At 70.8% G+C, this 20,961-nt stretch carries 27 protein-coding genes; 13 read left to right on the plus strand and 14 right to left on the minus strand.

The genetic code is table 11. The features are described from left to right. Positions 1–32: 32 nt before the first annotated feature. From crcB to ACFP3R_RS14745, 3 genes are read right to left on the minus strand one after another with little or no spacing between them, the layout of a single operon-like run. Positions 33–365 carry a fluoride efflux transporter CrcB gene (crcB, locus tag ACFP3R_RS14735; protein ID WP_380636482.1) on the minus strand — a complete coding sequence of 111 codons (333 nt, stop codon included), beginning with the start codon at positions 363–365 and terminating at the stop codon, positions 33–35. Next, entirely contained in the window at positions 362–715 is a 354-nt protein-coding gene (locus tag ACFP3R_RS14740; RefSeq protein WP_380636484.1) for a fluoride efflux transporter FluC, read from the minus strand. The genes crcB and ACFP3R_RS14740 overlap by 4 nt, the downstream gene beginning before the upstream one ends. Continuing rightward, a complete protein-coding gene (locus ACFP3R_RS14745) occupies positions 705–1,142 on the minus strand; it encodes a MarR family winged helix-turn-helix transcriptional regulator (RefSeq protein ID WP_380636487.1) in 438 nt (145 codons plus the stop codon). Before ACFP3R_RS14745 ends, ACFP3R_RS14740 begins: the two co-directional genes overlap by 11 nt. A gap of 251 nt (positions 1,143–1,393) precedes the next feature. On the opposite strand from ACFP3R_RS14745, the gene ACFP3R_RS14750 reads away from it, so the two are divergent. Together ACFP3R_RS14750 and ACFP3R_RS14755 are read left to right on the plus strand one after the other, a co-directional pair. Next, on the plus strand, positions 1,394–2,200 hold the full coding sequence (locus ACFP3R_RS14750; protein WP_380636490.1) for an SAM-dependent methyltransferase: 807 nt from the start codon (positions 1,394–1,396) through the stop codon (positions 2,198–2,200). Positions 2,201–2,206: 6 nt separating this feature from the next. Next, positions 2,207–4,225, plus strand: coding sequence for a diguanylate cyclase domain-containing protein (locus tag ACFP3R_RS14755; RefSeq protein ID WP_380636493.1), 2,019 nt, complete (start codon positions 2,207–2,209; stop codon positions 4,223–4,225). A gap of 48 nt (positions 4,226–4,273) precedes the next feature. On the opposite strand, the gene ACFP3R_RS14760 is transcribed toward ACFP3R_RS14755, so the two are convergent. The 5 genes from ACFP3R_RS14760 to ACFP3R_RS14780 all read right to left on the minus strand — a co-directional run bounded on the left by ACFP3R_RS14760 (position 4,274) and on the right by ACFP3R_RS14780 (position 9,558). Next, positions 4,274–5,641, minus strand: coding sequence for an NAD(P)(+) transhydrogenase (Re/Si-specific) subunit beta (locus tag ACFP3R_RS14760; RefSeq protein ID WP_380636497.1), 1,368 nt, complete (start codon positions 5,639–5,641; stop codon positions 4,274–4,276). Then, entirely contained in the window at positions 5,638–5,913 is a 276-nt protein-coding gene (locus tag ACFP3R_RS14765) for an NAD(P) transhydrogenase subunit alpha part 2 (protein WP_380636500.1), read from the minus strand. The genes ACFP3R_RS14760 and ACFP3R_RS14765 overlap by 4 nt, the downstream gene beginning before the upstream one ends. Next, positions 5,910–7,016, minus strand: coding sequence for a Re/Si-specific NAD(P)(+) transhydrogenase subunit alpha (locus ACFP3R_RS14770; RefSeq protein ID WP_380636502.1), 1,107 nt, complete (start codon positions 7,014–7,016; stop codon positions 5,910–5,912). Before ACFP3R_RS14770 ends, ACFP3R_RS14765 begins: the two co-directional genes overlap by 4 nt. Before the next feature lie 77 nt (positions 7,017–7,093). After that, positions 7,094–8,257: a nitric oxide synthase oxygenase gene (locus ACFP3R_RS14775; protein ID WP_380636504.1), complete on the minus strand. Its 1,164-nt coding sequence runs from the start codon at positions 8,255–8,257 to the stop codon at positions 7,094–7,096. Between the two features lie 170 nt (positions 8,258–8,427). Further along, positions 8,428–9,558, minus strand: coding sequence for an FAD-dependent monooxygenase (locus tag ACFP3R_RS14780; protein WP_380636506.1), 1,131 nt, complete (start codon positions 9,556–9,558; stop codon positions 8,428–8,430). Positions 9,559–9,620: 62 nt separating this feature from the next. Here ACFP3R_RS14780 and ACFP3R_RS14785 point away from each other — a divergent pair, with 62 nt between their 5' ends. Next, positions 9,621–10,205, plus strand: a complete 585-nt coding sequence (locus ACFP3R_RS14785; RefSeq protein ID WP_380636508.1) for a TetR/AcrR family transcriptional regulator — start codon at positions 9,621–9,623, stop codon at positions 10,203–10,205. A 65-nt stretch (positions 10,206–10,270) separates the two neighbouring features. Here the strand turns inward: ACFP3R_RS14785 and ACFP3R_RS14790 are convergent, their stop codons facing one another. From ACFP3R_RS14790 to ACFP3R_RS14800, 3 genes are read right to left on the minus strand one after another with little or no spacing between them, the layout of a single operon-like run. After that, on the minus strand, positions 10,271–10,510 hold the full coding sequence (locus tag ACFP3R_RS14790; protein WP_380636509.1) for a helix-turn-helix transcriptional regulator: 240 nt from the start codon (positions 10,508–10,510) through the stop codon (positions 10,271–10,273). A 16-nt stretch (positions 10,511–10,526) separates the two neighbouring features. Beyond that, complete coding sequence (locus ACFP3R_RS14795) at positions 10,527–11,378, minus strand: ABC transporter permease (RefSeq protein ID WP_380636511.1); 852 nt, start codon at positions 11,376–11,378, stop codon at positions 10,527–10,529. Continuing rightward, entirely contained in the window at positions 11,375–12,247 is an 873-nt protein-coding gene (locus tag ACFP3R_RS14800; protein WP_380636937.1) for an ABC transporter ATP-binding protein, read from the minus strand. The genes ACFP3R_RS14795 and ACFP3R_RS14800 overlap by 4 nt, the downstream gene beginning before the upstream one ends. Before the next feature lie 187 nt (positions 12,248–12,434). Here ACFP3R_RS14800 and ACFP3R_RS14805 point away from each other — a divergent pair, with 187 nt between their 5' ends. Further along, positions 12,435–13,634, plus strand: a complete 1,200-nt coding sequence (locus ACFP3R_RS14805) for a cytochrome P450 (protein WP_380636513.1) — start codon at positions 12,435–12,437, stop codon at positions 13,632–13,634. Continuing rightward, a complete protein-coding gene (locus ACFP3R_RS14810) occupies positions 13,631–13,825 on the plus strand; it encodes a ferredoxin (protein WP_380636514.1) in 195 nt (64 codons plus the stop codon). Before ACFP3R_RS14805 ends, ACFP3R_RS14810 begins: the two co-directional genes overlap by 4 nt. Positions 13,826–13,883: 58 nt before the next feature. Here ACFP3R_RS14810 and ACFP3R_RS14815 read toward each other — a convergent pair whose 3' ends face one another. Next, positions 13,884–14,231, minus strand: coding sequence for a type II toxin-antitoxin system PemK/MazF family toxin (locus ACFP3R_RS14815; protein WP_380636515.1), 348 nt, complete (start codon positions 14,229–14,231; stop codon positions 13,884–13,886). Continuing rightward, on the minus strand, positions 14,218–14,448 hold the full coding sequence (locus ACFP3R_RS14820; RefSeq protein WP_380636516.1) for a ribbon-helix-helix domain-containing protein: 231 nt from the start codon (positions 14,446–14,448) through the stop codon (positions 14,218–14,220). The genes ACFP3R_RS14815 and ACFP3R_RS14820 overlap by 14 nt, the downstream gene beginning before the upstream one ends. Positions 14,449–14,576: 128 nt before the next feature. On the opposite strand from ACFP3R_RS14820, the gene ACFP3R_RS14825 reads away from it, so the two are divergent. The 3 genes from ACFP3R_RS14825 to ACFP3R_RS14835 all read left to right on the plus strand — a co-directional run bounded on the left by ACFP3R_RS14825 (position 14,577) and on the right by ACFP3R_RS14835 (position 15,916). Continuing rightward, positions 14,577–14,999: a serine/threonine kinase gene (locus ACFP3R_RS14825; RefSeq protein WP_380636518.1), complete on the plus strand. Its 423-nt coding sequence runs from the start codon at positions 14,577–14,579 to the stop codon at positions 14,997–14,999. Between the two features lie 147 nt (positions 15,000–15,146). Further along, positions 15,147–15,416 carry a type II toxin-antitoxin system TacA family antitoxin gene (locus ACFP3R_RS14830; protein WP_380636519.1) on the plus strand — a complete coding sequence of 90 codons (270 nt, stop codon included), beginning with the start codon at positions 15,147–15,149 and terminating at the stop codon, positions 15,414–15,416. Further along, positions 15,413–15,916 carry a hypothetical protein gene (locus ACFP3R_RS14835; protein WP_380636520.1) on the plus strand — a complete coding sequence of 168 codons (504 nt, stop codon included), beginning with the start codon at positions 15,413–15,415 and terminating at the stop codon, positions 15,914–15,916. Before ACFP3R_RS14830 ends, ACFP3R_RS14835 begins: the two co-directional genes overlap by 4 nt. A 738-nt stretch (positions 15,917–16,654) precedes the next feature. On the opposite strand, the gene ACFP3R_RS14840 is transcribed toward ACFP3R_RS14835, so the two are convergent. Further along, positions 16,655–17,311: a hypothetical protein gene (locus tag ACFP3R_RS14840; RefSeq protein WP_380636521.1), complete on the minus strand. Its 657-nt coding sequence runs from the start codon at positions 17,309–17,311 to the stop codon at positions 16,655–16,657. Positions 17,312–17,595: 284 nt separating this feature from the next. On the opposite strand from ACFP3R_RS14840, the gene ACFP3R_RS14845 reads away from it, so the two are divergent. From ACFP3R_RS14845 to ACFP3R_RS14865, 5 genes are all read left to right on the plus strand, one after another. Next, positions 17,596–18,351, plus strand: coding sequence for a GntR family transcriptional regulator (locus ACFP3R_RS14845; protein WP_380636522.1), 756 nt, complete (start codon positions 17,596–17,598; stop codon positions 18,349–18,351). 135 nt (positions 18,352–18,486) lie between these two features. Then, positions 18,487–18,819 carry a hypothetical protein gene (locus tag ACFP3R_RS14850; RefSeq protein ID WP_380636524.1) on the plus strand — a complete coding sequence of 111 codons (333 nt, stop codon included), beginning with the start codon at positions 18,487–18,489 and terminating at the stop codon, positions 18,817–18,819. A gap of 265 nt (positions 18,820–19,084) precedes the next feature. Continuing rightward, positions 19,085–19,336 carry a hypothetical protein gene (locus ACFP3R_RS14855; RefSeq protein WP_380636527.1) on the plus strand — a complete coding sequence of 84 codons (252 nt, stop codon included), beginning with the start codon at positions 19,085–19,087 and terminating at the stop codon, positions 19,334–19,336. Positions 19,337–19,338: 2 nt separating this feature from the next. Beyond that, entirely contained in the window at positions 19,339–19,524 is a 186-nt protein-coding gene (locus ACFP3R_RS14860; protein WP_380636529.1) for a hypothetical protein, read from the plus strand. 81 nt (positions 19,525–19,605) lie between these two features. Further along, positions 19,606–20,961 carry an FtsK/SpoIIIE domain-containing protein gene (locus tag ACFP3R_RS14865; RefSeq protein WP_380636532.1) on the plus strand — a complete coding sequence of 452 codons (1,356 nt, stop codon included), beginning with the start codon at positions 19,606–19,608 and terminating at the stop codon, positions 20,959–20,961.

Here is a 20,961-nt window from a genome sequence, read left to right on the forward strand (position 1 = left end):
GGCAGGTCCGGCGCGCGCGGGCGGCGCGGGCGTCACCGGCCGAGCCGGTACCCCAGCCCCGCCGCCGCGACGCCGACGACCACGCTGAGCGCGACGTTCGCCAGCGCCCGCCCCGCGCGGCCCTCCTCGACCAGCGCCACGGTCTCCCAGCTGAACGTGCTGAACGTGGTCAACCCGCCGCAGAAGCCGGTGCCGACCAGCGCCGCCACCGCGGGGGCGGACCCGGCCACCAGGCCCAGCACGAACGACCCCACCACGTTCACCAGCAGCGTCGCCCACGGGAACGAGCGCCGCAGCGCGCGACCGACCAGGTACCGCAGCACCGCCCCGACCGCCGCGCCGGCGAACACCAGCACCGGCGTCACGGCACGACCCGGCGGGTGAGCGCGGCGGCCGCGGCGGTCGCGGACAGGCCCAGCAGGACCGACGCCACGAGGTACGCCGCGGCCCGCCGGTCCCCCAGCTCCACGGCGTCGAGCGCGTAGGCCGAGAACGTCGTGAAGCCGCCCAGCACGCCCACGCCGAGGAACGGCCGGGCCAGCGGGTGCAGCCGGGGCGCCACCACCAGCAGCACCCCGATCAGCGCGCACCCGACCACGTTGACCAGGAGCACGCCCGCGACCCCCGGCACCGCCAGCCCCACGCCGTAGCGCGCCGCGCCGCCCAGCCCGCCGCCCAGGGCCACGGCGGCGACCACGCGGTTCTCAGTGGTCACGCAGGTGGTCCACCAGCCGGTCCAGGGCGGCCAGGGCGCGCACCACGTCGGCCCGCTCCCCCGGTTCGAGCTTGTCCAGCGCCGAGCCGATGCGCTTCTCGTGCGCGGCCTGCCACACGGCCAGCTGCTCGTGCCCCCGGGGCGTGACCGACAGGCGCGCGACGCGGCGGTCCGCCGGGTCGCCGCCCCGCTCGACGAGGCCGCTCTCGATGAGCTGGCCGACCAGCCCGCTGACCGTGTTGGGCGCGAGGCGCAGCTCCGAGGCCAGGTCGCCCACGCGCATCGGGGGCCGCTCGGCGAGGGTCTGGAGGAGTTCGACCCGGGCCATCGGCAGCGCGTCCCACGGCCATTCGGAGCGGATGCTGGTGCGCAGCGCCCGGCGGAGCCTGGTGACCACGTCGGTGAGCGTGCGGGCCTCGTCTGACATGGGCGAAGGGTACTGGCCGGCGACCCCCCGGCGGGTGGTCGCGACGCTCGCGGCGCCCCGGTGCCCGGCATGTGGGACGGCTCGCCGGGCGGCACGTCTTCCGGGCACCGGTCGTGGTCCTCGTCACTCCGATGGCCACACCGACGAGTGGTGTCTAGGCCGATCGGGGACAAGCGGTCTCACCCCCTGCCGACGCACGGATCATGTCAGTACTGTCGCCCCGCGGGGGCGAGGCGGATGGGTGAGGTGCGGTGGCTGATCGGCTGAGCTGGGTCCCTGACGACGTCGACACGGGGCTGCCCAGCGCCGCCCGGCTCTACGACTACCTGCTGGGCGGCGGCCACAACTTCGCCGCCGACCGGGCGTTGGCGGAGAGGTTCATCCTGGCCCAGCCCAACGCGCGCACGATCGCCCGGCTCAACCGGTCCTTCCTCCGGCGCGCGGTGCTGCACCTGGTCGACGCCGGCGTGCGGCAGTTCCTGGACCTGGGGTCCGGCATCCCGACCGTCGGCAACGTGCACGAGGTCGCCGGCCGGGCCGCGCCCGGGTCGCGCGTGGTCTACGTGGACTTCGAGGACGTCGCCGTCGCGCACAGCCGGATGATCCTGGAGCGCGAGGAGTCGGCCACGATCCTCCAGGAGGACATGACCGACCCGGAGGCGGTGCTGGCCGCCGCCCGCGGCACCGGCCTGCTGGACTTCGCCGAGCCGGTCGGAGTGCTGGCCGTGGGCGTGTTCCACTTCGTGCCGCCGGAGGCGGACCCGGCCGCCGTGGTCGCCGCCTACCGCGACGCGGTGGCGCCCGGCAGCCACCTGGCGCTCTCCCAGTTCACCTCGGACCTCCAGCCGGAGGAGATGGCCGGGGTGGTCGAGGTGATGAAGAAGAGCGCGAACCCGATGTACCCGCGCACCCACGCCGAGATCACCGCGCTGTTCGCGGGCTTCGACCTGGTCGAGCCCGGGGTGGTGCCGCTGCCGCGGTGGCGCCCGGAGGAGGGCGCCGCCGAGGAGGACGCCGAGCGGGCCGGGATCTTCGCCGGGGTGGGCCGCAAGGGGTGAGCGCCCGTGCCACCACCCCCTAGGACCCGCCGCAGGGAACTGGCCCGCGCGTGGATGCGCGCGATCTACCCGACCGCGTACGTGCCCCGGTCGCCGGTCGAGATCGAGCTGTACCTGCTCGACCTGGTGGACGTGGTCGTGGACGCGGTGCGGGCCGGGCCGTTCACGCCCGAACCGGTCGTCGCCGTCGGCCGCGGGCTGGTCGAGGCGCACTTCACCGGGCCGGACACGTTGCGGCGGACCACGGAGGTGCTCGGGCACGCCCTGCTGTTCAGCCCGGAGTTCGACGACGTGCCGGGGCTGGTGGAGCGGGCGGTCGCGATCCTGGGCGCGGTGGGCGCCGGCTTCGCCACCGCGATGCGGCTGGACGCGTTCGACCAGCAGGAGGAGGTCAAGCAGGCGCTGCTGCTGGCCAAGCGCCGGGCGGAGCGCGGGCTGCGGGTCAGCGAGGCGCGGTTCCGCGAGGTGTTCGACTCGTCCGGGTTCGGCATGGTGATCACCGACGCGCGCGGCACGTGCGTGGAGGTCAACGAGTCGATGGCCGAGATGGTCGACCGGGACCCGGACTGGTTCGCCGGGCGGCGGCTGGCCGAGCTGTTCCACCCCCGGGACGCGGAGCACCTGACCGTCGCGTACCGGTCGGTGGGCGAGGGCCGGGTGGAGCGGTTCCGGGAGCAGCGGCGGCTGCTGCGGGCGGACGGCGAGCCGGTGTGGGCGCACCTGGCCGTGTCGCTGCTGCGCGACGACGCCGGCGCGCCCGCCTACCAGGTGACGATGGTGGAGGACGTCAGCGAGCTGCACCTGCTCCAGAAGAACCTGGACTTCCAGCTGGTGCACGACTCGCTGACCGGCCTGGCGAACCGGCCGAGCTTCATCAGCCGGTTGGAGGCGCTGCACTCGCGCGGCGGGATCACCCTCTACCACCTGGACCTGGACGGTTTCTCGGTGGTCAACAACGGCCTGGGCCACGAGGTGGGCGACCGGCTGCTCAAGGAGGTGGCCCACCGGTTGGAGGCGGTGGTCGTCGGCGAGGAGGCGCTGGTCGCGCGGATGGGCGGCGACGAGTTCGCCGTGGTGGTGGTCGACTCGCCCACCACGCCGACCGTGCCCGACCTGGTGGAGCGGATCAACGAGGCGCTGGAGCGGCCGATGGACGGCGGCGTGGCGCTGTCGTGCGGCATCGGCGTGGTGGACCGGCCCCCGGCCGGCTGGGACGTGGCCGAGCTGCTGCGCGCCGCGAACGCCACGCTGCGCCGGGCCAAGGAGGCGGGCAAGCGGCAGTGGCTGCCCTACGACCGGCACGAGGACCAGCGGTCGCGGACCCGGATGGCGCGGGCGGCGCGGATGCCCGGCGCGCTGGCCGACGGTGAGCTGGAGGTCGAGCACCAGCCGGTGGTGGACCTGGCGACCGGGCGGGCGCTCGGGCACGTGGCGCGGCTGCGGTGGGACGACCTGGACCACGACGAGTGCGTGGAGCTGGCCGAGGCCAACGGGTTGTCGCTCGCGCTCGGCCAGTGGGCGCTGCGCGAGGCGGCGGGCGAGGTGACCGGCGTGCTGTTCTTCGAGCTGTCGCCCATGCAGTCGCGCGACGAGGACCTGGTCCGCGCGGTGAAGCGGACCCTGGACGAGACCGGCCTGCCCGCGTCGCGGCTGCGGATCTTCCTGGACACCAGGTCGATGTTCACCGAGACGGGGCAGGACAACGCGCGGGTGCTGCGCGACAGCGGCATCACCACCGGCCTGAGCCGCTTCAACGGCGGGCAGGCCGAGCTGTCGCTGCTGGCCGAGGTGCCGGTGGGCTCGCTGGTGCTCGACCCGTCGGTGGTGACCAGGCTGGCGGACCTGCCGCGGGGCTTCCTGCACGACGCGATCACCCGCATGGTGGAGCTGGTGCGGCGGTCCGGCGTGGCCGTGCTCGTGCCGGACGTGCGCGACCGGGAGCGGGCCGACTGGTGGGCGCGGGTCGAGGCGGACGCCGCGTTCGGCGACCACTTCGGACCGGCCGTGCCGGGCTACGAGCTGTAGCGCGGTCGGTTCCCGGCCCGGAACCGACCCGGCCGGGAACCGACCGCGCTACACCTGCTTCACCGCCGCCAGCAGCTTGGTCAGCGAGTCCTTCGCGTCACCGAACAGCAGGGTCGTCTTCGGGTTGTAGAGCAGGGTGTTGTCCACCCCGGCGAAGCCCGGCCGCATCGACCGCTTCATGAACACCACGGCCTTGGCCCGGTCCACGTCGAAGATGGGCATCCCGTAGATCGGGCTGCTCGGCTCGTCCCGCGCGCCGGGGTTGACCACGTCGTTCGCCCCCACCACCAGCACCACGTCGACGCTGCCGATGCCGGGGTTGACGTCGTCGAGCTCCTTGAGGTGCTCGTAGGGCACGTCGGCCTCGGCGAGCAGCACGTTCATGTGCCCCGGCATCCGGCCCGCGACGGGGTGGATGCCGTACGCCACGTCGATGCCGCGCTGCTCCAGCAGCTGCGCCAGCTCCCGCGCGGCGTGCTGGGCCTGGGCCACGGCCAGGCCGTAGCCGGGGACCACCAGCACCGAGTGGGCGTAGCCGAGCAGGATCGCGACGTCCTCGACGGTGCCCGACCGGACGGTGCGCTGCTCGCCGGTCGCCGCCGCGGTGGCGGTGGTCTTGAAGGCGCCGAACAGGATGTTGGTCAGCGGGCGGCCCATGGCCTGCGCCATCAGCCGGGTCAGGATCGTGCCGGACGCGCCGACGAGCGTGCCGGCGACGATCAGCAGGGTGTTGGCCAGCACATAGCCCGACGCGGCCACGGCCAGGCCGGTGAACGCGTTGAGCAGCGAGATCGCGATCGGCACGTCCGCGCCGCCGACCGGCAGCACGAACAGCACGCCCAGCGCCAGCCCGGCCACCGCGAGCAGCACCAGGAGCGTGCCGCTGCCGGTGAGCACGACGCCCAGCGCCAGCAGCGCGCTCGCCACCGCCGCCGCGACGCCGACCACCTGGCCGGCGGGCAGCAGCACGGGCCGCGTGGTCATGACCTCCTGGAGCTTGAGGAAGGTGACCACGCTGCCGGAGAAGCTGACCGAGCCGATCAGCACGGTGAGCACGGTGGCGACCTGGAACAGCACCGAGCCCTCGGCGACCTCCAGGAACTCGGTCAGCGCCACCAGCGCCGCCGCCGCGCCGCCGACGCCGTTGAACAGCGCCACCATCTGCGGGATGGCGGTCATCTTCACCGACCGCGCCGCCGGGATGCCGACCGCGACGCCGGCGGCGATCGCGACCAGGATGAGCAGTCCGTTGTGGACCGCGCCGTGGACGTAGGCGGTGACCACGGCCAGCGCCATGCCCGCCGCGCCGACCAGGTTGCCCGCGCGGGCGTACCTCGGCGTGCTCAGGCCCTTGAGCGCCAGCACGAAGCACAGGGCGGCGGCCAGGTAGGCGAGCTGGACCCAGGTCGGGCTCACCGCCGGTGCCCCTTGAACATCTCCAGCATCCGGTCGGTGACCACGAACCCGCCCACCACGTTGACCGTGGCCAGGAAGACCGCCGCCAGGCCGAGGGCGACCTCCAGGGCGTGCTCGGCGCGGCCGGTGATGAGGATCGCGCCGACCAGGATCACGCCGTGGATGGCGTTCGCGCCGGACATCAACGGGGTGTGCAGGATGGTGGACACCTTCGACACGACCTCGAAGCCCACGAACACGGCGAGCACGAAGATCGTCAGCAGGTCGATCACGACAGCTCCCTCCTCAGCTCGCCCCGGTGGGTCAGGCAGCAGCCGGCCAGCACCTCGTCGTCGAGGTCCGGCGCCACCCGGCCGTCGGCGGTCATCATCACCAGGAGGTTGGTGACGTTGCGGGCGTAGAGGCGGCTGGCGTGCACCGGCATGGTGCTGGGCATGTTCCGGGCGCCGACGACGAGCACCTCGCCGAGCCAGGTGTCCTCGCCCGGCTGGGACGCGGCGACGTTGCCGCCGGACTCGGCCGCCAGGTCGACCACCACCGAGCCGGGGGTCATCGCCTTGAGCATGTCGTTGGTGACCAGCACCGGGGCCGTCCGGCCGGGCACGGCGGCGGTGGTGATGACGATGTCGGAGGCCGCGACGCGCTCGGCGATCAGCTGCCGCTGGCGTTCCAGGAACTCCTCGGACTGGGCCTGCGCGTAGACGCCGCCCTGGGTCTCCAGGTCCAGTTCGAGGAACTTCGCGCCGAGGCTGCGGACCTCCTCCTTGGCCGCGGCGCGCACGTCGTACGCCTCGACCACCGCGCCGAGGCGGCGGGCGGTGGCGATGGCCTGGAGGCCGGCCACGCCCGCGCCGAGGATGAGCACCTTGGCGGGCGGGACCGTGCCCGCGGCGGTGGTGAACATGGGCAGGAACTTCGGCAGCCGCCGGGTCGCCTCGACCACGGCGCGGTAGCCCGCCACCAGGGCCTGCGACGACAGGGCGTCGGCCGACTGGGCCCTGGTCACCCGGGGCAGCAGGTCGAGGCTGAAGGAGGTGACCCCGTTGGCCCGGAGGACCTCGACCAGCTCCGGCTCGGCGTTGGGCTGGAGGAAGCTGATCGTGATGTCGCCCTCGCGCAGGCAGGCGGCCTGCTCGGGGGTCGGTGGTTGGACGGAGACCAGGACCTCGCACCGCCCGGCGGGGTGGTCTGGGACGACGTTCGCACCGGCTGCGCGGTAGGCGGCGTCCGAGGCGTGGGCGTGTCTGCCCGCTCCGGCTTGCACGTCCACCGTGAGTCCGGCACCGATCAGCGTGGTCACCGTTTCCGGCAAACCGGCTACGCGGCGCTCGGCGGGCCGCGACTCCGCGGGTACACCCACTCTCACGGTGATCACCGTAGACCGCCCGAGGTGATCTACGCCACAGTTGACCCTTCACTTCAACCGTATGTACGTCTTGTTGCGCCGAACGGTCAGTGGATGACCGGGCAGACGCCCCTGGTGTCGCCGGGGAAGAAGTTCGGCACCAGCTCGCGCCGGTCGTAGTAGCGGTGGAAGACGCCGGTGATGCCGCTGGACATGGGCGGCACGATCCAGGTCCAGTCGGCCGGGCACGACCGGCCCGCCGCCTCCTCCTTCTCCAGGTGCGCGAGGAACCGGTCGGACTCGGTGTGGTGGTCGGTGATGGTGACGCCCGCCCGCGCGAACGAGTGCAGCACCGCCCGGTTCAGCTCGACCAGGACCCGGTCCTTCCACAGCGTCCGCACGCTGGAGGTGTCCAGCCCCATCCGCCTGCCCAGGTACGGCAGCAGGTCGTACCGGTCGGCGTCGGCGAGGTTGCGCGCGCCGATCTCGGTGCCCATGTACCAGCCGTTGAACGGCGCGGCCGGGTAGTCGACCCCGCCGATGCGCAGGCGCATGTCGCTGATCACGGGCACCGCGTGCCAGCGCAGCCCCAGCCGGGCCAGCCACGGCAGCTCGGGGTGCTCGATCGGCACCTCCAGCACGGCCTCGCCGGGCAGCTCGACCAGGCAGGGGTCGGCGCCCTCGCGCGCCACGACCAGCGGCAGCACGTCGAACGGGCCGCGCCGGGCCGGCGGCCGCCACCCCAGCTCCAGCGCCTCCTCCGTCAGTCCCAGGTTGCGCCGGTCGCCCAGCACGCCGCCGTCCGAGCCGAGGTAGCCGGCGTAGCGGATCAGCTGCTCGTTGCGGATGCGCGGTCCCGGCCGGCCAGGCTCGTCCGGGGCGAAGACGCTGATCACCGGGCGCACCTTGCCGCCGTTGCCGGCGAGCTTGAGGTGCTCGACGCACTCGTCGGCCACCTCCTTGGGGTCGCGCAGGTCCCTCAGGTCGCGGACCCTCAGGCTGCGCCAGTACAGCCGGCCGATGCAGCGGGCGCTGTTGCGCCACGCGACGCGCGCGCCGAACACCAGCTCGTCCGCCGTGTGGCGGTACGTGCCGGTGGCGGCGACCTCGGCGTGCACCTCCGCGAGGCGGTGCTCGACGGGGCCGAGCTCCGGGTGCTCGCCGTGGTGCAGGCGGACGAAGTCCTCCGCCTCGGCCAGGTCGACGGACGGGGCGGCGGACGGGGCGTGCGGGGACATGGCTTCAGCCGGGCACGAGGGGACGGGGGCCATGGCGGGACACCGTAGTTGCCCCTGCACGCACCGTGCACCGCGGTGTTGGGCACCGGGGGTGGGCACCTCCCGCGTCGAGGGACACACGGTGCGTGCTTGATCGCGCGAAAGAGTGACCCATCCTGGGAAAACGAGTGATATTTGATTGTTATCCGAGCGAGGCTCAGCAGTTATTTGTGATGTAGGTCACCAGCGACGTGCCCCCTATCGGGTGACAGCTCGGGCGGGGTCCAGCCGGTGAACCGGGTCATGCCCCGCAGCCCGACCCCGGCGGGCACGGCGCGCATGACCGCGTTCCGCGCCTTCACCACCAACGGGTGACGAACCCGGTGCCCCACCCGGCCCACCAGGCGGGAGGCCCGAACGACGGCCTGCGTGCGCGGCCGGCGCTGCCGGTCGTACTCGGCCAGCGCGGTCGGCAGGTCGTGCCGCGCGCACATCGCGGCCAGCACCACCCCGTCCTCCACCGCGGTGCACGCGCCCTGGCCCAGGTAGGGCGTCATCGCGTGCGCGGCGTCGCCCAGCAGCGCCACCCGCCCGCGCACGTAGGTCGGGAGCGGCGTGGCCAGCTCGTGGATGTCGTGCCGCAGCACGGTCCCGGGCGGGGTCGCGTCCAGCAGCGCCGCGACCGGGTCGTGCCACCCGCCGACCAGCCGCCGGACCTCCGCCAGCTCGTCGGCGGCGCGGGCGCCCTCCGGCGCGGTGGTCGCCGCGTACCAGCACACCCGGCCGTCACCCAGCGGCAGCACGCCGAACTCCGCGCCCGGCCCCAGCGTCTGCCCGATCTCCAGGTCGCGCGGGAACCCCGCCCCGGTCACGCCGCGCCACCCCGTCGTGCCCGCGTAGACCGGTCCCGGGTGGTCGGGGAACAGCTCGCGCCGAATTCCGCTGCGCAGGCCGTCGGCGGCCACCACCAGGTCCGCGTCCACCTCCTCGACCGACCGCACCTCGGTCGCGGTGACCAGGCACTTCTCCGGCAGCGCGGAGCGCAGCACCCGGTGCAGGTCGGCCCGGTGCACGGCCACCACGCGGTCGGACCCGGCCCCGGCGACGCGCACCAGCGCCCGCCCCCCCGGGTCGCGGACCAGGCCCGCCACGCGCGGGGTGCCGATCCGCCGCACCTCGTCGGCCAGCCCCAGCCGCGCCAGGGCGCGCAGGGCGTTCGGCATCACCCCCACCCCCGCGCCGACCTCGCCGAACTCGGGCGCCCGCTCCAGCACGGTCACCTCCCACCCGACCGCGCGCAACGCCACCGCGGCGGTGATCCCACCGAGACCGCCACCCACCACGACCGCCTTCATCGCCCACCCCTTTCTACACCTGTAGATACCGGTACTCTACAGGTGTAGAAAGGGGACGCACCGTGACGGACCGCACGGCGGCACTGGCCGACGCCGCCATCCACCTCGTGGCGACCCGGGGGATGCGCGGCCTGACCCACCGCGCGGTGGACGCGGAGGCCGGCGTGCCGCTCGGCTCGACGTCCGCGTACTTCCGCACGCGGAAAGCCCTGGTGGAGGGCGTGGTGCGGCGGCTGGCGGAGCTGGAGGCGGCGGAGGTGGAGGCGGCGGGCCTGACCGCGCCCCGGGACCCCGACGAGCTGGCCGAGGGCGCCGCGCACGTCCTGGACCGGTGGATGAGCGCCACCCGTGAACGCACCCTGGCCCGCTACGCCTGCCTGCTGGAGGCCACCCACCACCCCGAGCTGCGCGACGTGCTGGCCCACGGCGAGGTGTCGCGCGCCCGGGCGCGGGCGGTGCTCACCGCGTGGGGCGCGCCCGAGCCCGAGCGGCAGAGCCGGGAGCTGGTGGCCTTCCTCGACGGCCTGCTGTTCGACCGGTTGGTGGGCGCGGGCGCCCTGCACGCGCCCGAGCCGGGGACGCCGGAGAGCCGGGCCGAGCTGACGCGGGCGGTGCGCTCGGCGCTGCGGGCCGTCCTCGGGCGCTGAAGCCCGGGCGCCCAAGCCCGGGCGTTGAAGCCCGGGGTGGGGGTGGCGCGCGTCGCCACCCCCGCCTACGCGGACCGCTCCGAGCTGCCCAGCCGGGGGAACGGGTCGGTGGAGAACACCACCTCGACCGGCACCTCGAAGTACTGGGCGAGGCGCAGCGCCAGGTACAGGCTCGGGCTGTACTCGCCGCGCTCCAGGTAACCCACCGTCTGGTAGTGGATGCCGAGGGCCTCGGAGAGCTGCCGGCGTGACACCCCGCGTTCCGCGCGCAGCATCGCGATCCGGTTGTAGACGCTCTCGCTCACACCAAAACCCCCCGGCTCAGGAGCCCCTCTGCAACGCCGCCTGGCGGCGCTGCTCCATGTCCGTGCCCGACTCCCGGCGGGCCATCCGCCGCAGGATCGTAGGCGCAAGCAGGAACCCGACCACCGCCCACGTCGCCAGCACCAGCGCCATCAGCGGCAGCCGCCAGGTCCCGCCCACCTCCGCGGCCGCGACGGCGTCGGGCAGCAGCGCCCACCTCGTGCCGTGCCCCACCCAGTACACGGGGAACACCTGCGCGACCCCCTGGAGCCACCCGGGCAGGGCGGTGATCGGGTAGAAGATGCCCGAGATCGCCGTGATGCCCATGATCGGCAGCATGGTGATCCCCATGGCGCCGCCGGGGCTCTTGGCGATCGAGCCGGCGACCGCGCCCCACGGCAGCGTGGCGGCCATGCCCAGCGCCAGCACCCCCGCCATGGCCAGCAGGCCGCCGATCCCCGCGTCGGCGATCACGTCCACCAGGAACAGCGCCGGCAGGACGACCACCGTCAGGCTGAACACGGTGTCCAGCGAGGTCTGCACGACCCGGCCCACCAGGTAGCCGACCATCCCGTTGGGCACGGCCTTGGCGCGCAGCAGCGTGCCGTCCTCGCGGTTCATCGACAGCGAGCCCGCGGGTCCCACGAGCCCGCTGAACGCCACCGACATGCCGATCATGCCCGGCAGCGTGAGCGAGGCGAGCGACATGCCCGTGCCCTCCACCTGCGAGTTCCGCTGGAACCACAGCACGGTCAGGAAGGCGATCGCGGAGAAGAGGTTGAACCCCTGGTCGGAGCTGCGCAGGCTGTGCTTGAACTCGCGCCACCCCCGGTCCAGGCCCAGTCGGGCCCCGTACAGCGTGGCGTTCACAGCGCGGCCACCTCCTCCTGCTCCGCCCGGCCGCCCTCGTGCCGCTGCACCAGGGCCATGTAGGTGTCCTCCAGGGTGCTGCGCCGCACCTCCAGCTCGGAGACGCCGCTCTCGTGCCGGCGGAACAGGTCGCGGACGAACGCGGTCGCGTCGTCGGTGGTGTGCACGTGCCGGCGGCCGTCGTGGGTCCAGATCACCTCGGACTTGCCCGCGACGTGGCGGCTGAGCTGGTCGGGGCTGCCGTTGGCGATGATCCGGCCGCCCGCGAGCACGAGGATGCGGTCCGCGAGCCGCTCCGCCTCGGCCAGGTCGTGCGTGGTGAGCAGGATCGTCATGCCCTCCAGGTCCGACAGCCGGTGCACCAGGTCGTGGAAGTCGCGGCGCGCGTGCGGGTCGAAGCCCGCGGTCGGCTCGTCGAGGAACAGCAGCTCGGGCCGGCCGACGATGCCGATCGCCACGTCCAGCCTGCGACGCTGGCCGCCGGACAGCTTGGCGACCTTCTTGTGCGCGTGCTCGGCCAGGCCGACGGTCCCGATCAGCTCGTCGGTGTCGAACGGGCGCGGCCGGTCGGGCGTGCCGTAGGGCCGGTAGTAGCGGCCGACGTGGTCCAACAGCTCGCGGACGCGCCAGCGCGAGTGGTCGCGCCACGACTGGAGCACCACGCCGAGCTTGGCGCGCCACATCTCGTCGCCCCGGCCGGGCTCCTCCCCCAGGACCCGGACGTGCCCCGTCGACGGCAGCCGGAAGCCCTCCAGGATCTCGATCGTGGTGGTCTTGCCCGCCCCGTTGGGCCCGAGCAGGGCCACCACCTCGCCGGGCGCCGCGCTGAAGGCGACGCCGCGCAGCACGTCCGTCGTGCCGTAGCGCATCCGCAGATCACGCACCTCGATGACCAAGGACCCTCACCTCCCCCTTGTCAGAGTTCTCCCGCGCTTTGTAGCACACCTGCTATCACTCGTACTACGGATATCTCCTTATGGCTTATTTACTTCACGAGTTCGTGAATTTTCTGTAGCTTGCGAAGGAGGTTCCTGAACGCACTGGGAGGTGTGCGGAATGACCGAAACCCTGACGACCGGCCTGCCCGTCGAGAGGCCCGACCCGTTCAACCCGCCCGCGGAGCTGGGCATCCTCCGCGAGGCGGAGCCGATCAGCAGGCTCCGGTTCCCGGACGGCCACCTCGGGTGGCTCGTGACGAACTACGCGCTGGCCCGGGAGGTGCACGCGGACCCGCGGTTCAGCAGCCGCAGCGAGCTGCACCACATCCTGCGGGAGGTGGGCGGCCAGGCCGTGCCGCAGCAGCCGCCCGCCCAGCCGGGCATGTTCATCGGGCAGGACGCGCCCGACCACACCCGCTACCGCAAGCTGCTGACCGGCCAGTTCACCGTGCGGCGGATGAACCAGCTGATGCCGCGCGTCGAGCAGATCGTGGCCGAGCACCTGGCGGGGCTGCGGGCGCACGGCTCGCCGGTGGACCTGGTGGAGCACTTCGCGCTGCCCGTGCCGTCGATGGTGATCTGCGAGCTGCTGGGGGTGCCCTACGAGGAGCGGGAGGGGTTCCAGCGCGACACGGGCGCGGCGCTGAGCCTGAACAGGCCGTTCGAGGAGATCAGGGCGGCGTTCGACCGGGTGCTGGAGTTCGTCGCGGACCTGGTGGCGCGCAAGCGCGCCGAGCCCGGTGACGACATGCTCAGCGGCCTGATCGCCACCGGCGAGCTCGACGACGAGGAGGTGGCCAACATGGGCCTGCTCCTCCTCATCGCCGGGCACGAGACGACCGCGAACATGCTGGGCCTGGGCACGTTCCTGCTGCTGACCAGGCCCGACCAGCTCCGGCTGCTGCGCGACGACCCGGCGTTGGTGGACAACGCGGTCGAGGAGCTGATGAGGTACCTGTCGATCATCCACTTCGGCACCACGCGCACGGCGCTGGAGGACGTGGGGATCGGCGGCGTGGTGGTCCGCGCGGGTGAGACGGTGTCGATCTCGGTGACCGCCGCGAACCGCGACCCCGAGCGCTTCGAGCGGCCCGACGAGTTCGACGTGACGCGGTCCGCCTCGGGGCACCTCGGGTTCGGGCACGGGGCGCACCAGTGCCTCGGGCAGCAGTTGGCGCGGATCGAGATGAGGGTGGGGTACGCGGCCCTGTTCCGGGAGTTCCCGGACCTGCGGCTGGCGGTGCCCGCGGCGGAGGTGAGGATGCGGACGGACATGGCGATCTACGGTGTGCACGAGCTGCCGGTGGCGTTCTCGTGAGGGTCGAGGTCGATCAGGAGCGGTGCGTGGGGTCGGGCATGTGCGCGCTGACCGACCCGGTCGTGTTCGACCAGGACGAGACCGACGGGACGGTGCTGCTGCTGGAGCCGTCGCCGACCGGCGCGCACGCGAAGGCGGCGCGGGAGGCCGAGCACCTGTGCCCGGCGGGGGCGATCAGGGTCGTCGGGTGACGGTTCGCCGCCGGGGCCAAGTGCCCCGGCGGCACGGCTCTGCACGCCGTGGCCCCCCTCAGAGCGCGAGGTGCAGCCGCAGCGCCTCGTCCAGCTGCTTGAGCACGGTGGGCGGCAGACCGCCGATGCGGGCGCGGAGCCTGGCCGCGGCGACCGTGCGCACCTGCTCGGCCTGCGCCTTGGAGTCCGTGCCCAGCCCGCAGTCCCTGGCGGGCAGCAGGACCTGGAACGGGTACACCTTCGCGGTGTTCGAGGTGATCGGCACGATCGTCACGACCCCTCGGCCGCCCCTCCCGGCGGCCCGGTTCGCCGCGTCGTTGCTCACGACCACGGCCGGGCGGATCTTGTTGGCCTCGGCGCCCCGCACGGGCTCCAGGTCCACCCAGTAGATGTCACCTCGCCGCATCGAGGACACCGTCCGGCGCGGTCACGTCCCACATGTCGGCTTCACCCTCCGCTTCCCACTCTTCCCACGCGCCGGCGTAGGCGTTCTCCAGCCCGGCCTCGCGCAACAGGGTGATCGCCTGGTGGATCACCGAGGACCGCGAGGCGCTGCGGTGTTGCCGCAGGTAGCGATCAACGAACTCTACGTCCTCCTCGGGGAGGCTCACACTGATTTTCACACCCCTGATGCTACCCACGTTCCTACCGCCCGAACACGGCCCCGACCGGACGCGGGTGCCGGCGGCGGGCGGCGGTGTGGAGTAGTACGAGAGGTGTCGAGGTGAAGGCAGCCACCGGGAGGACCCACGTGAAGCTCCGCTCAACCGCCCTGTTAGCCGGCGCGGCCCTGCTCGTCTCGTGCTCGCCCCAGCCCGGCAACGACAACGCCCTGACCACACCCGAACCGATCCCGGCCCCAGCCCCGGCCCCAACCGCCGCGCCCCTGACCGCCACGCCCCCGCCACTGCCGCCCGCCACCACAGCGGAAGCAGCACCGGCCACCCCGAAGACGTGCACCGTGCCGAACGTGGTCGGCCTGGTCCACCAGACCGCCCAGGACACCATGCAGGCCGCCGGCCTCTTCTTCCTCCACGAGGAGGACGCCACGGGCCAGGGCCGCCTGCTCGTGGTGGACCGCAACTGGACCACCACGGCCCAGAGCATCTCGGCGGGCGAGGTGGTCGACTGCGCCACCCGGATCGTCCTGTCGGCGAAGAAGATCGGCGAGTAGACCTGCGCCTCGGCATCCGCGAACGACCGCTGTGGATCATGCTTCGCGGCGGTCGAAGTCCACGATCATGAGCCTTCCCTCGCATCCTCCGTACAAACGCCGTACGCTGGACTCGTCGGCGGGGAAGACCGACGGAGAGGTGGGGACATGTCGATCAAGCAAGCTCGCTTGGACTTTCGGCTCGACCAGGCCCAGAAGGGACGGATCGAGAGAGCCGCGGAACTGAGCAAGAAGTCGACCAGTTCATTCGTCGTGGAGGCGGCCGTAGACGCCGCGGACAAGGTACTCGCCCGTGCGGATGTAACGATCATGCCAGCGGAGCAGTTCGACGCACTCATGTCCGCCCTTGACGCGGCAGACGAAGCTCCCGGCTTGGCAAAGCTCAAATCAGCTCATCGGGGGTATGTGCGCAAGTGACGGACTGGGCCTCTTCCGCGCTGGACGAACAGCACGAACTCGCCAATTTTGATTGCGGCGTGCCCGTACTGGACGATTGGCTGAGGAATCAAGCGGTCAACGCCGCCAAGCGCGGAACCGCGAAAACATATGTTTGGACGTCGATCGGAGGTGATCGCGTTGTCGCGTACTACGCGATCACACCCCACCAGGTCGCGAGAGAAGAGGTGTCGTCCAGCCTCGCAGGAGGACTGACCGGCCCGGTACCCGCATATCTCTTGGGGAAGCTGGCACTGGATCGCTCCCTACACGGCGGGGGACACGGCGCGGAGTTGCTCCACGATGCCCTCACCAGACTGGTCGAGGCAGCAGAAGTCGCATCCGGACGACTGATCGTGGTGGATGCCATCGACGACAAGGCCGCCGCCTTCTACCGCAAATATGATTTCAAGCCGGTAATCGGAAACTCACGACGACTGGTCATCAAGGTCGCAACGGTGCGAAAAGCCTTGGGACTTTAACACCACCTCGCAGACGAACGAACCGCCCACCCCTTACCACAACCACAGCGAAACCGTCCTGACTCATGGCGCAGAGCACGGGCGGCCTTCCCCTGCCGTCAACCGGGCAGCGGGAAGCTGAAGATCCATTAGACGCGACCGGTCACGCGGACGCCGTACGCGAACTCGATCGGCTGTCGTGCTCGCGAACACCGCCACGCTTGCGGCGCTCCGCCGCCGTGCCGTTGACGAGCAGGAGCATGTACAGATGACCCTCAGTGGATCTTGTTAAGCTCTGTTCCGCCTGGTAGAGCGAGTAGGGCGGGTGGGGTTCGAACCCACGACCTGACGGATTGTTGGCCGTCTCCCCCGTCGTCTGTCGACACCTGCCAGCAGACACCACCACCAGCGCGCTTAACGTCCGCGAATGACCACTGTGGATCGTGCTTCGTGGTCATCTGCCGTTGTTTTGTGGGGCAAAAGTGGGGCGTTGATCTTGTCTTGGATCACCAAGTTGAGGTGCCCTAGCGCCATCCCGTCGACCTGGCGCAGCCCGATCACGCTGCCGCCAGGGGGCAACCTGCCGCCGGTCGCGAGGGTACGCGCGAAAGCTTGCCCCCTGGCGGCAGCGTGATAGCCCTTCGGGAGGTCGTCGGGATGGCGCTCCGGCACCGAACGGACCGGCGGCCAACGACGCTCCCCCGCCATCCCGGAGACCTGCCCGTCCGGCGAGGACGCTTTGGCTGACCAGAGTCATACCTACGACTGACTCTTTCCACGATCGTCAATTTTTCTCTCAATCTCGCCGGTCGTGAATTTGACCATAGATTCCTCCCATTCCGGAGAGCTATCCGGCATTGCCCGCCTGCCTCGATCACGTCGCGGGATTCCGACATCACGGATAGCAGCATTGCGGAATTCGCGAGCTATTCTAGCCCCCAACGCAACCCCCCTATTCCATTCTTCTCGAACCCATCCTTCGTCAATCGCTTTCACCTGAACCCCCGTAATCACCACGATATAGTGATAGAATTTATGAGCAGCGTCTACAACCGCCTGAGAGGCCACCAGGTCGATCCGCGTTATCAGTCCGATCATTAGTGCATGCATCTCATGCTGGACATTTATGTACTCTCGATACTTCACGGTTTCGTCTTGACGGAAGGCCAGCGCGCCCACATTCCCGTAATGATGGTTAAATTTAGCCAGTGCATTGAGGTACTCGGAATACAGCTCTCGGCGTTCTTTATGCAGGGCTACGACGCGATCGGACCGATCCTTGAGAAACGCCCCTACCGCGACTCCTAGAAAACCCATGAAAGGAGCTAGGGCGATGGCCACTACTTGCAACCAAAACGGCACTGATGGTGCGGCGGCAGGCTGTGCAAGCAGATGGTGTTCAATTCCGTGACTCATCGGCCCATCTTAGTGGTGTCGCGAACGATCGAGCGAATAGCCGGGTTTGCCGGGGTCGGTCGCGTCTTCGGCCGCCGGCGGGCCTGGGTGGCGGAGCCGGGCCCCGGGCCCTTGCCGAGCGGCCTCAAGCAGAGCGGCGCGAGCGGCCCCGGCAGGGGCCGCCTTGATGAAGAAAAGAAACTCTGAACACGCCGGTGTGACCCTGTCGGGGGTGTTGCATGGACGCACACCGGACGGGGTAGCTTGGAGCTGTACAGAACTACCGTCAGTAGTGGAGGTGGCCCATGGGCAACGGTGCGACCCGCATGGGCTACCGGGAGATCGCTGACGAACTGCGCCAGGAGATCGACTCCGGTCAGCTCAAACCAGGCGAGAAGGTGCCGGGCGAGAACGACCTGATGACCAAGTACGGGGTGGAACAGCCGACCGCGCGTCGCGCGCTGGACGTCCTCAAGAACGAAGGGCTCGTGATCGCCAAGCGCGGCTCGGGTACCTACGTCCGGGAGTTCCGCCCCATCCGGCGAGTCTCCCCCGATCGCCTCAAGACCGTGGTGTGGGGTACCGGCCGCTCCATCTGGAGTGCAGACCTCGGCATCCGCCCCCTGGCGCAAGGCACCGAGGTGACCACAGAACCGGCGCCCTCGATCGTCGCGCATGTCCTCGGACTGGAAGAGGGAACTGCGGTCATTGTCCGCCGACGCACCTTCGCGGTGGAGGACAAGCCGGTCCAGATCGCCACGTCCTACTATCCGGCCTACCTTGTGGAGGGCTCGGCCATCACGCAGGCGAACACCGGGGAAGGCGGCTCGTACGCCCGGCTTGCTGAGCTGGGGCACAAGCCCATGCGCTTCCGGGAAGAGCTGCGGACCCGGATGCCCCGCGAGCACGAACGGCAGACGCTCGACCTCGCCCAGGGAACGCCGGTGGTCGAGATCGTTCGAACCGCTTACACCAACGAGGATCTGCCGGTTGAGGTCAACCTGATGGTGCTGGACGGCGCGTCCTACGTCTTGGAGTACAAGTTCTCGGCTGACGACTGAGGTCCGGCCTAGTTCAAGCATGTAGCCGCTCACCAGCATCGTTCGCCTTTGCAACCTCTGTACAGATAAGCCTTGCAGTTCGGTACAGAACTGTGGTTATCTGTAGTCAACAAGTTCTGTACAGAGGAGGTAATCATGCGCGACATCCCGGTGGTGCTGAGCGGGTGGCGGTTGATGGTGACGGAGGAGCCCGCGCTCAAGACGCGCGAGGTGGACGGCACCTCGGAGATCGTGACGGACCGGGACGGCGTGTCCCAGTTCGTGGTGTCGGTCTTCGCGAAGTCCAAGGGCCAGAAGGGCGAGGAGATCCGGGTGACGCTGTCGGCGGACCCGGGCGAGGGCTTCGACGAGGGCGCGCTCGTGGAGCTGATCGGCGCGACGGTGTCGCCGTACAGCTTCAAGAACGGCAGGGGTGAGACGGTCTCCGGTCTGGCGTGGCGTGCGGCCGGTCTGAAGCCGCTGGGCTGATCGACCCTTCTCGCTGTCCGGTTTCGAGAATCGGGCTCCTGTGGCCACGTGAACCGCTCCGGCAAGTCGGGGTAGGCGGTGATGCCGCACAGCAGAAGCATCCGTTTGTTCTTTGACAATTCCACAGTGGGCCGATCCATGCCTTTTTCCGGTGCCTTGACGCACCGGGGAATGACGTTGATCCCCGATCGTGAGTGCGTTCGGGGATCTTCGTGGTTCCCTCCGGAGAAGGGGTGGTCATGTGACGGGAATGGTCAGCGACTGGTTGAACTCACGTGCGATCAAGAAGTACGGGGAGTTCATCGGTGCGATGGACATGGTGGAGGAGGCGTTCCGCGCGGTCGACGCGGTGATCGAGCTGGTGGACGACGGCGCGGCCGAGGGCGGTGGTTGGACGACGCCGTCCCGGGACGAGCTGAAGGCGTTGCGGCGCAAGGCGTTCGAGGCGTTGGACGCTGTGCGGGTGAAGGCGAAGAAGCACGAGGGCGACCTGGTGTCGCGGGAGTGGGCGGTGTGATCGTGAGCTACCGCGTGGAGAGCGCCACGGACGAGTTGGAAGCCGCGATGTTGCACCTGCGGAAGACGTTGCGCGGGGTTCCGGTGGACGTTCCGGGGTTCAAGGCATCGTACGAGAAGGCGCGTAAGGCGACGGGTGAGTTGTTGGTGGCGCTCACCGACTCGAAGTCGAAGGTCCGCGCCGACTGAGGCGAATTCCCATTATTGGCGGGGCCGGTTCCGATGTGGTGTCGGGACCGGCCTTCGTCGTCTGCGAGGAGAGGAGGGGTGGTGTTGAGCTATTCGAACAGGAGGATGGGCGCGGAGTGGCGGGCGGCGTTGTGGGCGGCTCGTCACCCGGGCTTGGTGTTGACGCCGGGTGTGTTGTCGGCCTCGGCGGTGGAGTTCGGGCCGGTGCCGACCGGGGTGTTCCTGGGTGCGGCGGCTGCGGGTGTGGGGGCGTGGTACCGGGCGCACCCGGACAGCTTCGACGTGGTGGCCGCGCCGAGGTTGCGGGCGTTGCGGCGGCGTTGGTTGTCCCGCTACGCCGGGCGCCGGTGGCGGGACGTGCTGTTGGACTGCGAGTTGGCTCCGATGCACCGCAAGACGGGCCTGCCGAGGGTGCCGCGCGTGGTGCGGGTGCGGTCGTTCTCGCCCTCGGTGGACACGGTGTTCGTGCGGCTGGTGTCGGGGCAGACGGTGCGCCAGTGGGAGGCCAAGGCCGAGGAGTTGGCGGTCGCGCTCAACGCGGAGCGGGTCGGGGTGGAGAAGGTCAAGCCCCAGGTGCTCGGCGTGATCGTGCAGCGGCGCGAGTCGTTCACCGAGGTGATCGACGCCCCGGAGATGCCGTGGGATGCCGACGCGGTGGACCTGGGCGCGGTGTACCTGGGTGAGACCGAGTACGGGCAGGACTGGTGTGAGCCGCTGGCGGGTCAGCACTGGTTCGGCTCGGGTGCCACGGGCGCGGGCAAGGGCTCGTTGGTGTGGTCGGCGCTGCGGTCGGTCGCGCCGTTGATCCGTGACGGCCTGGTGCGGCTGTGGGTGCTGGACCCCAAGCGGATGGAGCTGGTCAAGTCCGAGCGGATCGCGCACCGTTACGCGGCCGAGCCTGATGACTGCCTGGCGGTGGTTGAGGAGTTCGTGGCCGATCTGGAGGCCACGGAGCGGCGGTTGGCGGCTGAGGGGCGGCGCAAGTTCGCGGTGTCGCGGGAGACCCCGTTGAACCTGCTGGTGCTCGACGAACTGGGCTCGCTGCTCGGGTGGGGTGATCACGCCCGTGCGATGCGCAAGCTGCTCTCGTACGTCGGCACCCAGGGGCGGGCGACCGGGCATTCGATGCTGGGGTTCGTCCAGGAGCCGACCAAGGACGTGGTGCCGGTCCGGGACCTGTTCACGGTGCGGATGTGCCTGCGGGTGACCTCGGCCGGTCACGTGGACATGACCTTGGGGGACGGGGCGCGGTTGCGCGGTGCGCTGGCCGACGAGATCCCCAACGACCCGGCGACGGCGGGCATCGGGTACGTGCTGCGGCAGAAGTCCCGTCTGCCGATGCGCGTGCGTGCGTCCTATGTGGACGACTCGGAGATCGATGAGCTGGTCGAGTTCGTGAGCACCGGCCGCTTGGGCGGCCTGAGGGTGGTGGCCTGA

The organism is Saccharothrix lopnurensis (assembly GCF_042658445.1).
In the GTDB taxonomy this organism is placed as follows: domain Bacteria; phylum Actinomycetota; class Actinomycetes; order Mycobacteriales; family Pseudonocardiaceae; genus Actinosynnema; species Actinosynnema lopnurensis.

What these genes read in the sequence shown, in the direction of transcription:
- ACFP3R_RS14745 (WP_380636487.1), bottom strand. Translation starts at nt 1,142, where the DNA reads ATGTCAGACGAGGCCCGCACGCTCACCGACGTGGTCACCAGGCTCCGC.
- ACFP3R_RS14775 (WP_380636504.1), bottom strand. Translation starts at nt 8,257, where the DNA reads ATGGCCCCCGTCCCCTCGTGCCCGGCTGAAGCCATGTCCCCGCACGCC.
- ACFP3R_RS14780 (WP_380636506.1), bottom strand. Translation starts at nt 9,558, where the DNA reads ATGAAGGCGGTCGTGGTGGGTGGCGGTCTCGGTGGGATCACCGCCGCG.
- ACFP3R_RS14800 (WP_380636937.1), bottom strand. Translation starts at nt 12,247, where the DNA reads ATGCGCTACGGCACGACGGACGTGCTGCGCGGCGTCGCCTTCAGCGCG.
- ACFP3R_RS14805 (WP_380636513.1), top strand. Translation starts at nt 12,435, where the DNA reads ATGACCGAAACCCTGACGACCGGCCTGCCCGTCGAGAGGCCCGACCCG.
- ACFP3R_RS14815 (WP_380636515.1), bottom strand. Translation starts at nt 14,231, where the DNA reads ATGCGGCGAGGTGACATCTACTGGGTGGACCTGGAGCCCGTGCGGGGC.
- ACFP3R_RS14830 (WP_380636519.1), top strand. Translation starts at nt 15,147, where the DNA reads ATGTCGATCAAGCAAGCTCGCTTGGACTTTCGGCTCGACCAGGCCCAG.
- ACFP3R_RS14840 (WP_380636521.1), bottom strand. Translation starts at nt 17,311, where the DNA reads ATGAGTCACGGAATTGAACACCATCTGCTTGCACAGCCTGCCGCCGCA.
- ACFP3R_RS14845 (WP_380636522.1), top strand. Translation starts at nt 17,596, where the DNA reads ATGGGCAACGGTGCGACCCGCATGGGCTACCGGGAGATCGCTGACGAA.
- ACFP3R_RS14850 (WP_380636524.1), top strand. Translation starts at nt 18,487, where the DNA reads ATGCGCGACATCCCGGTGGTGCTGAGCGGGTGGCGGTTGATGGTGACG.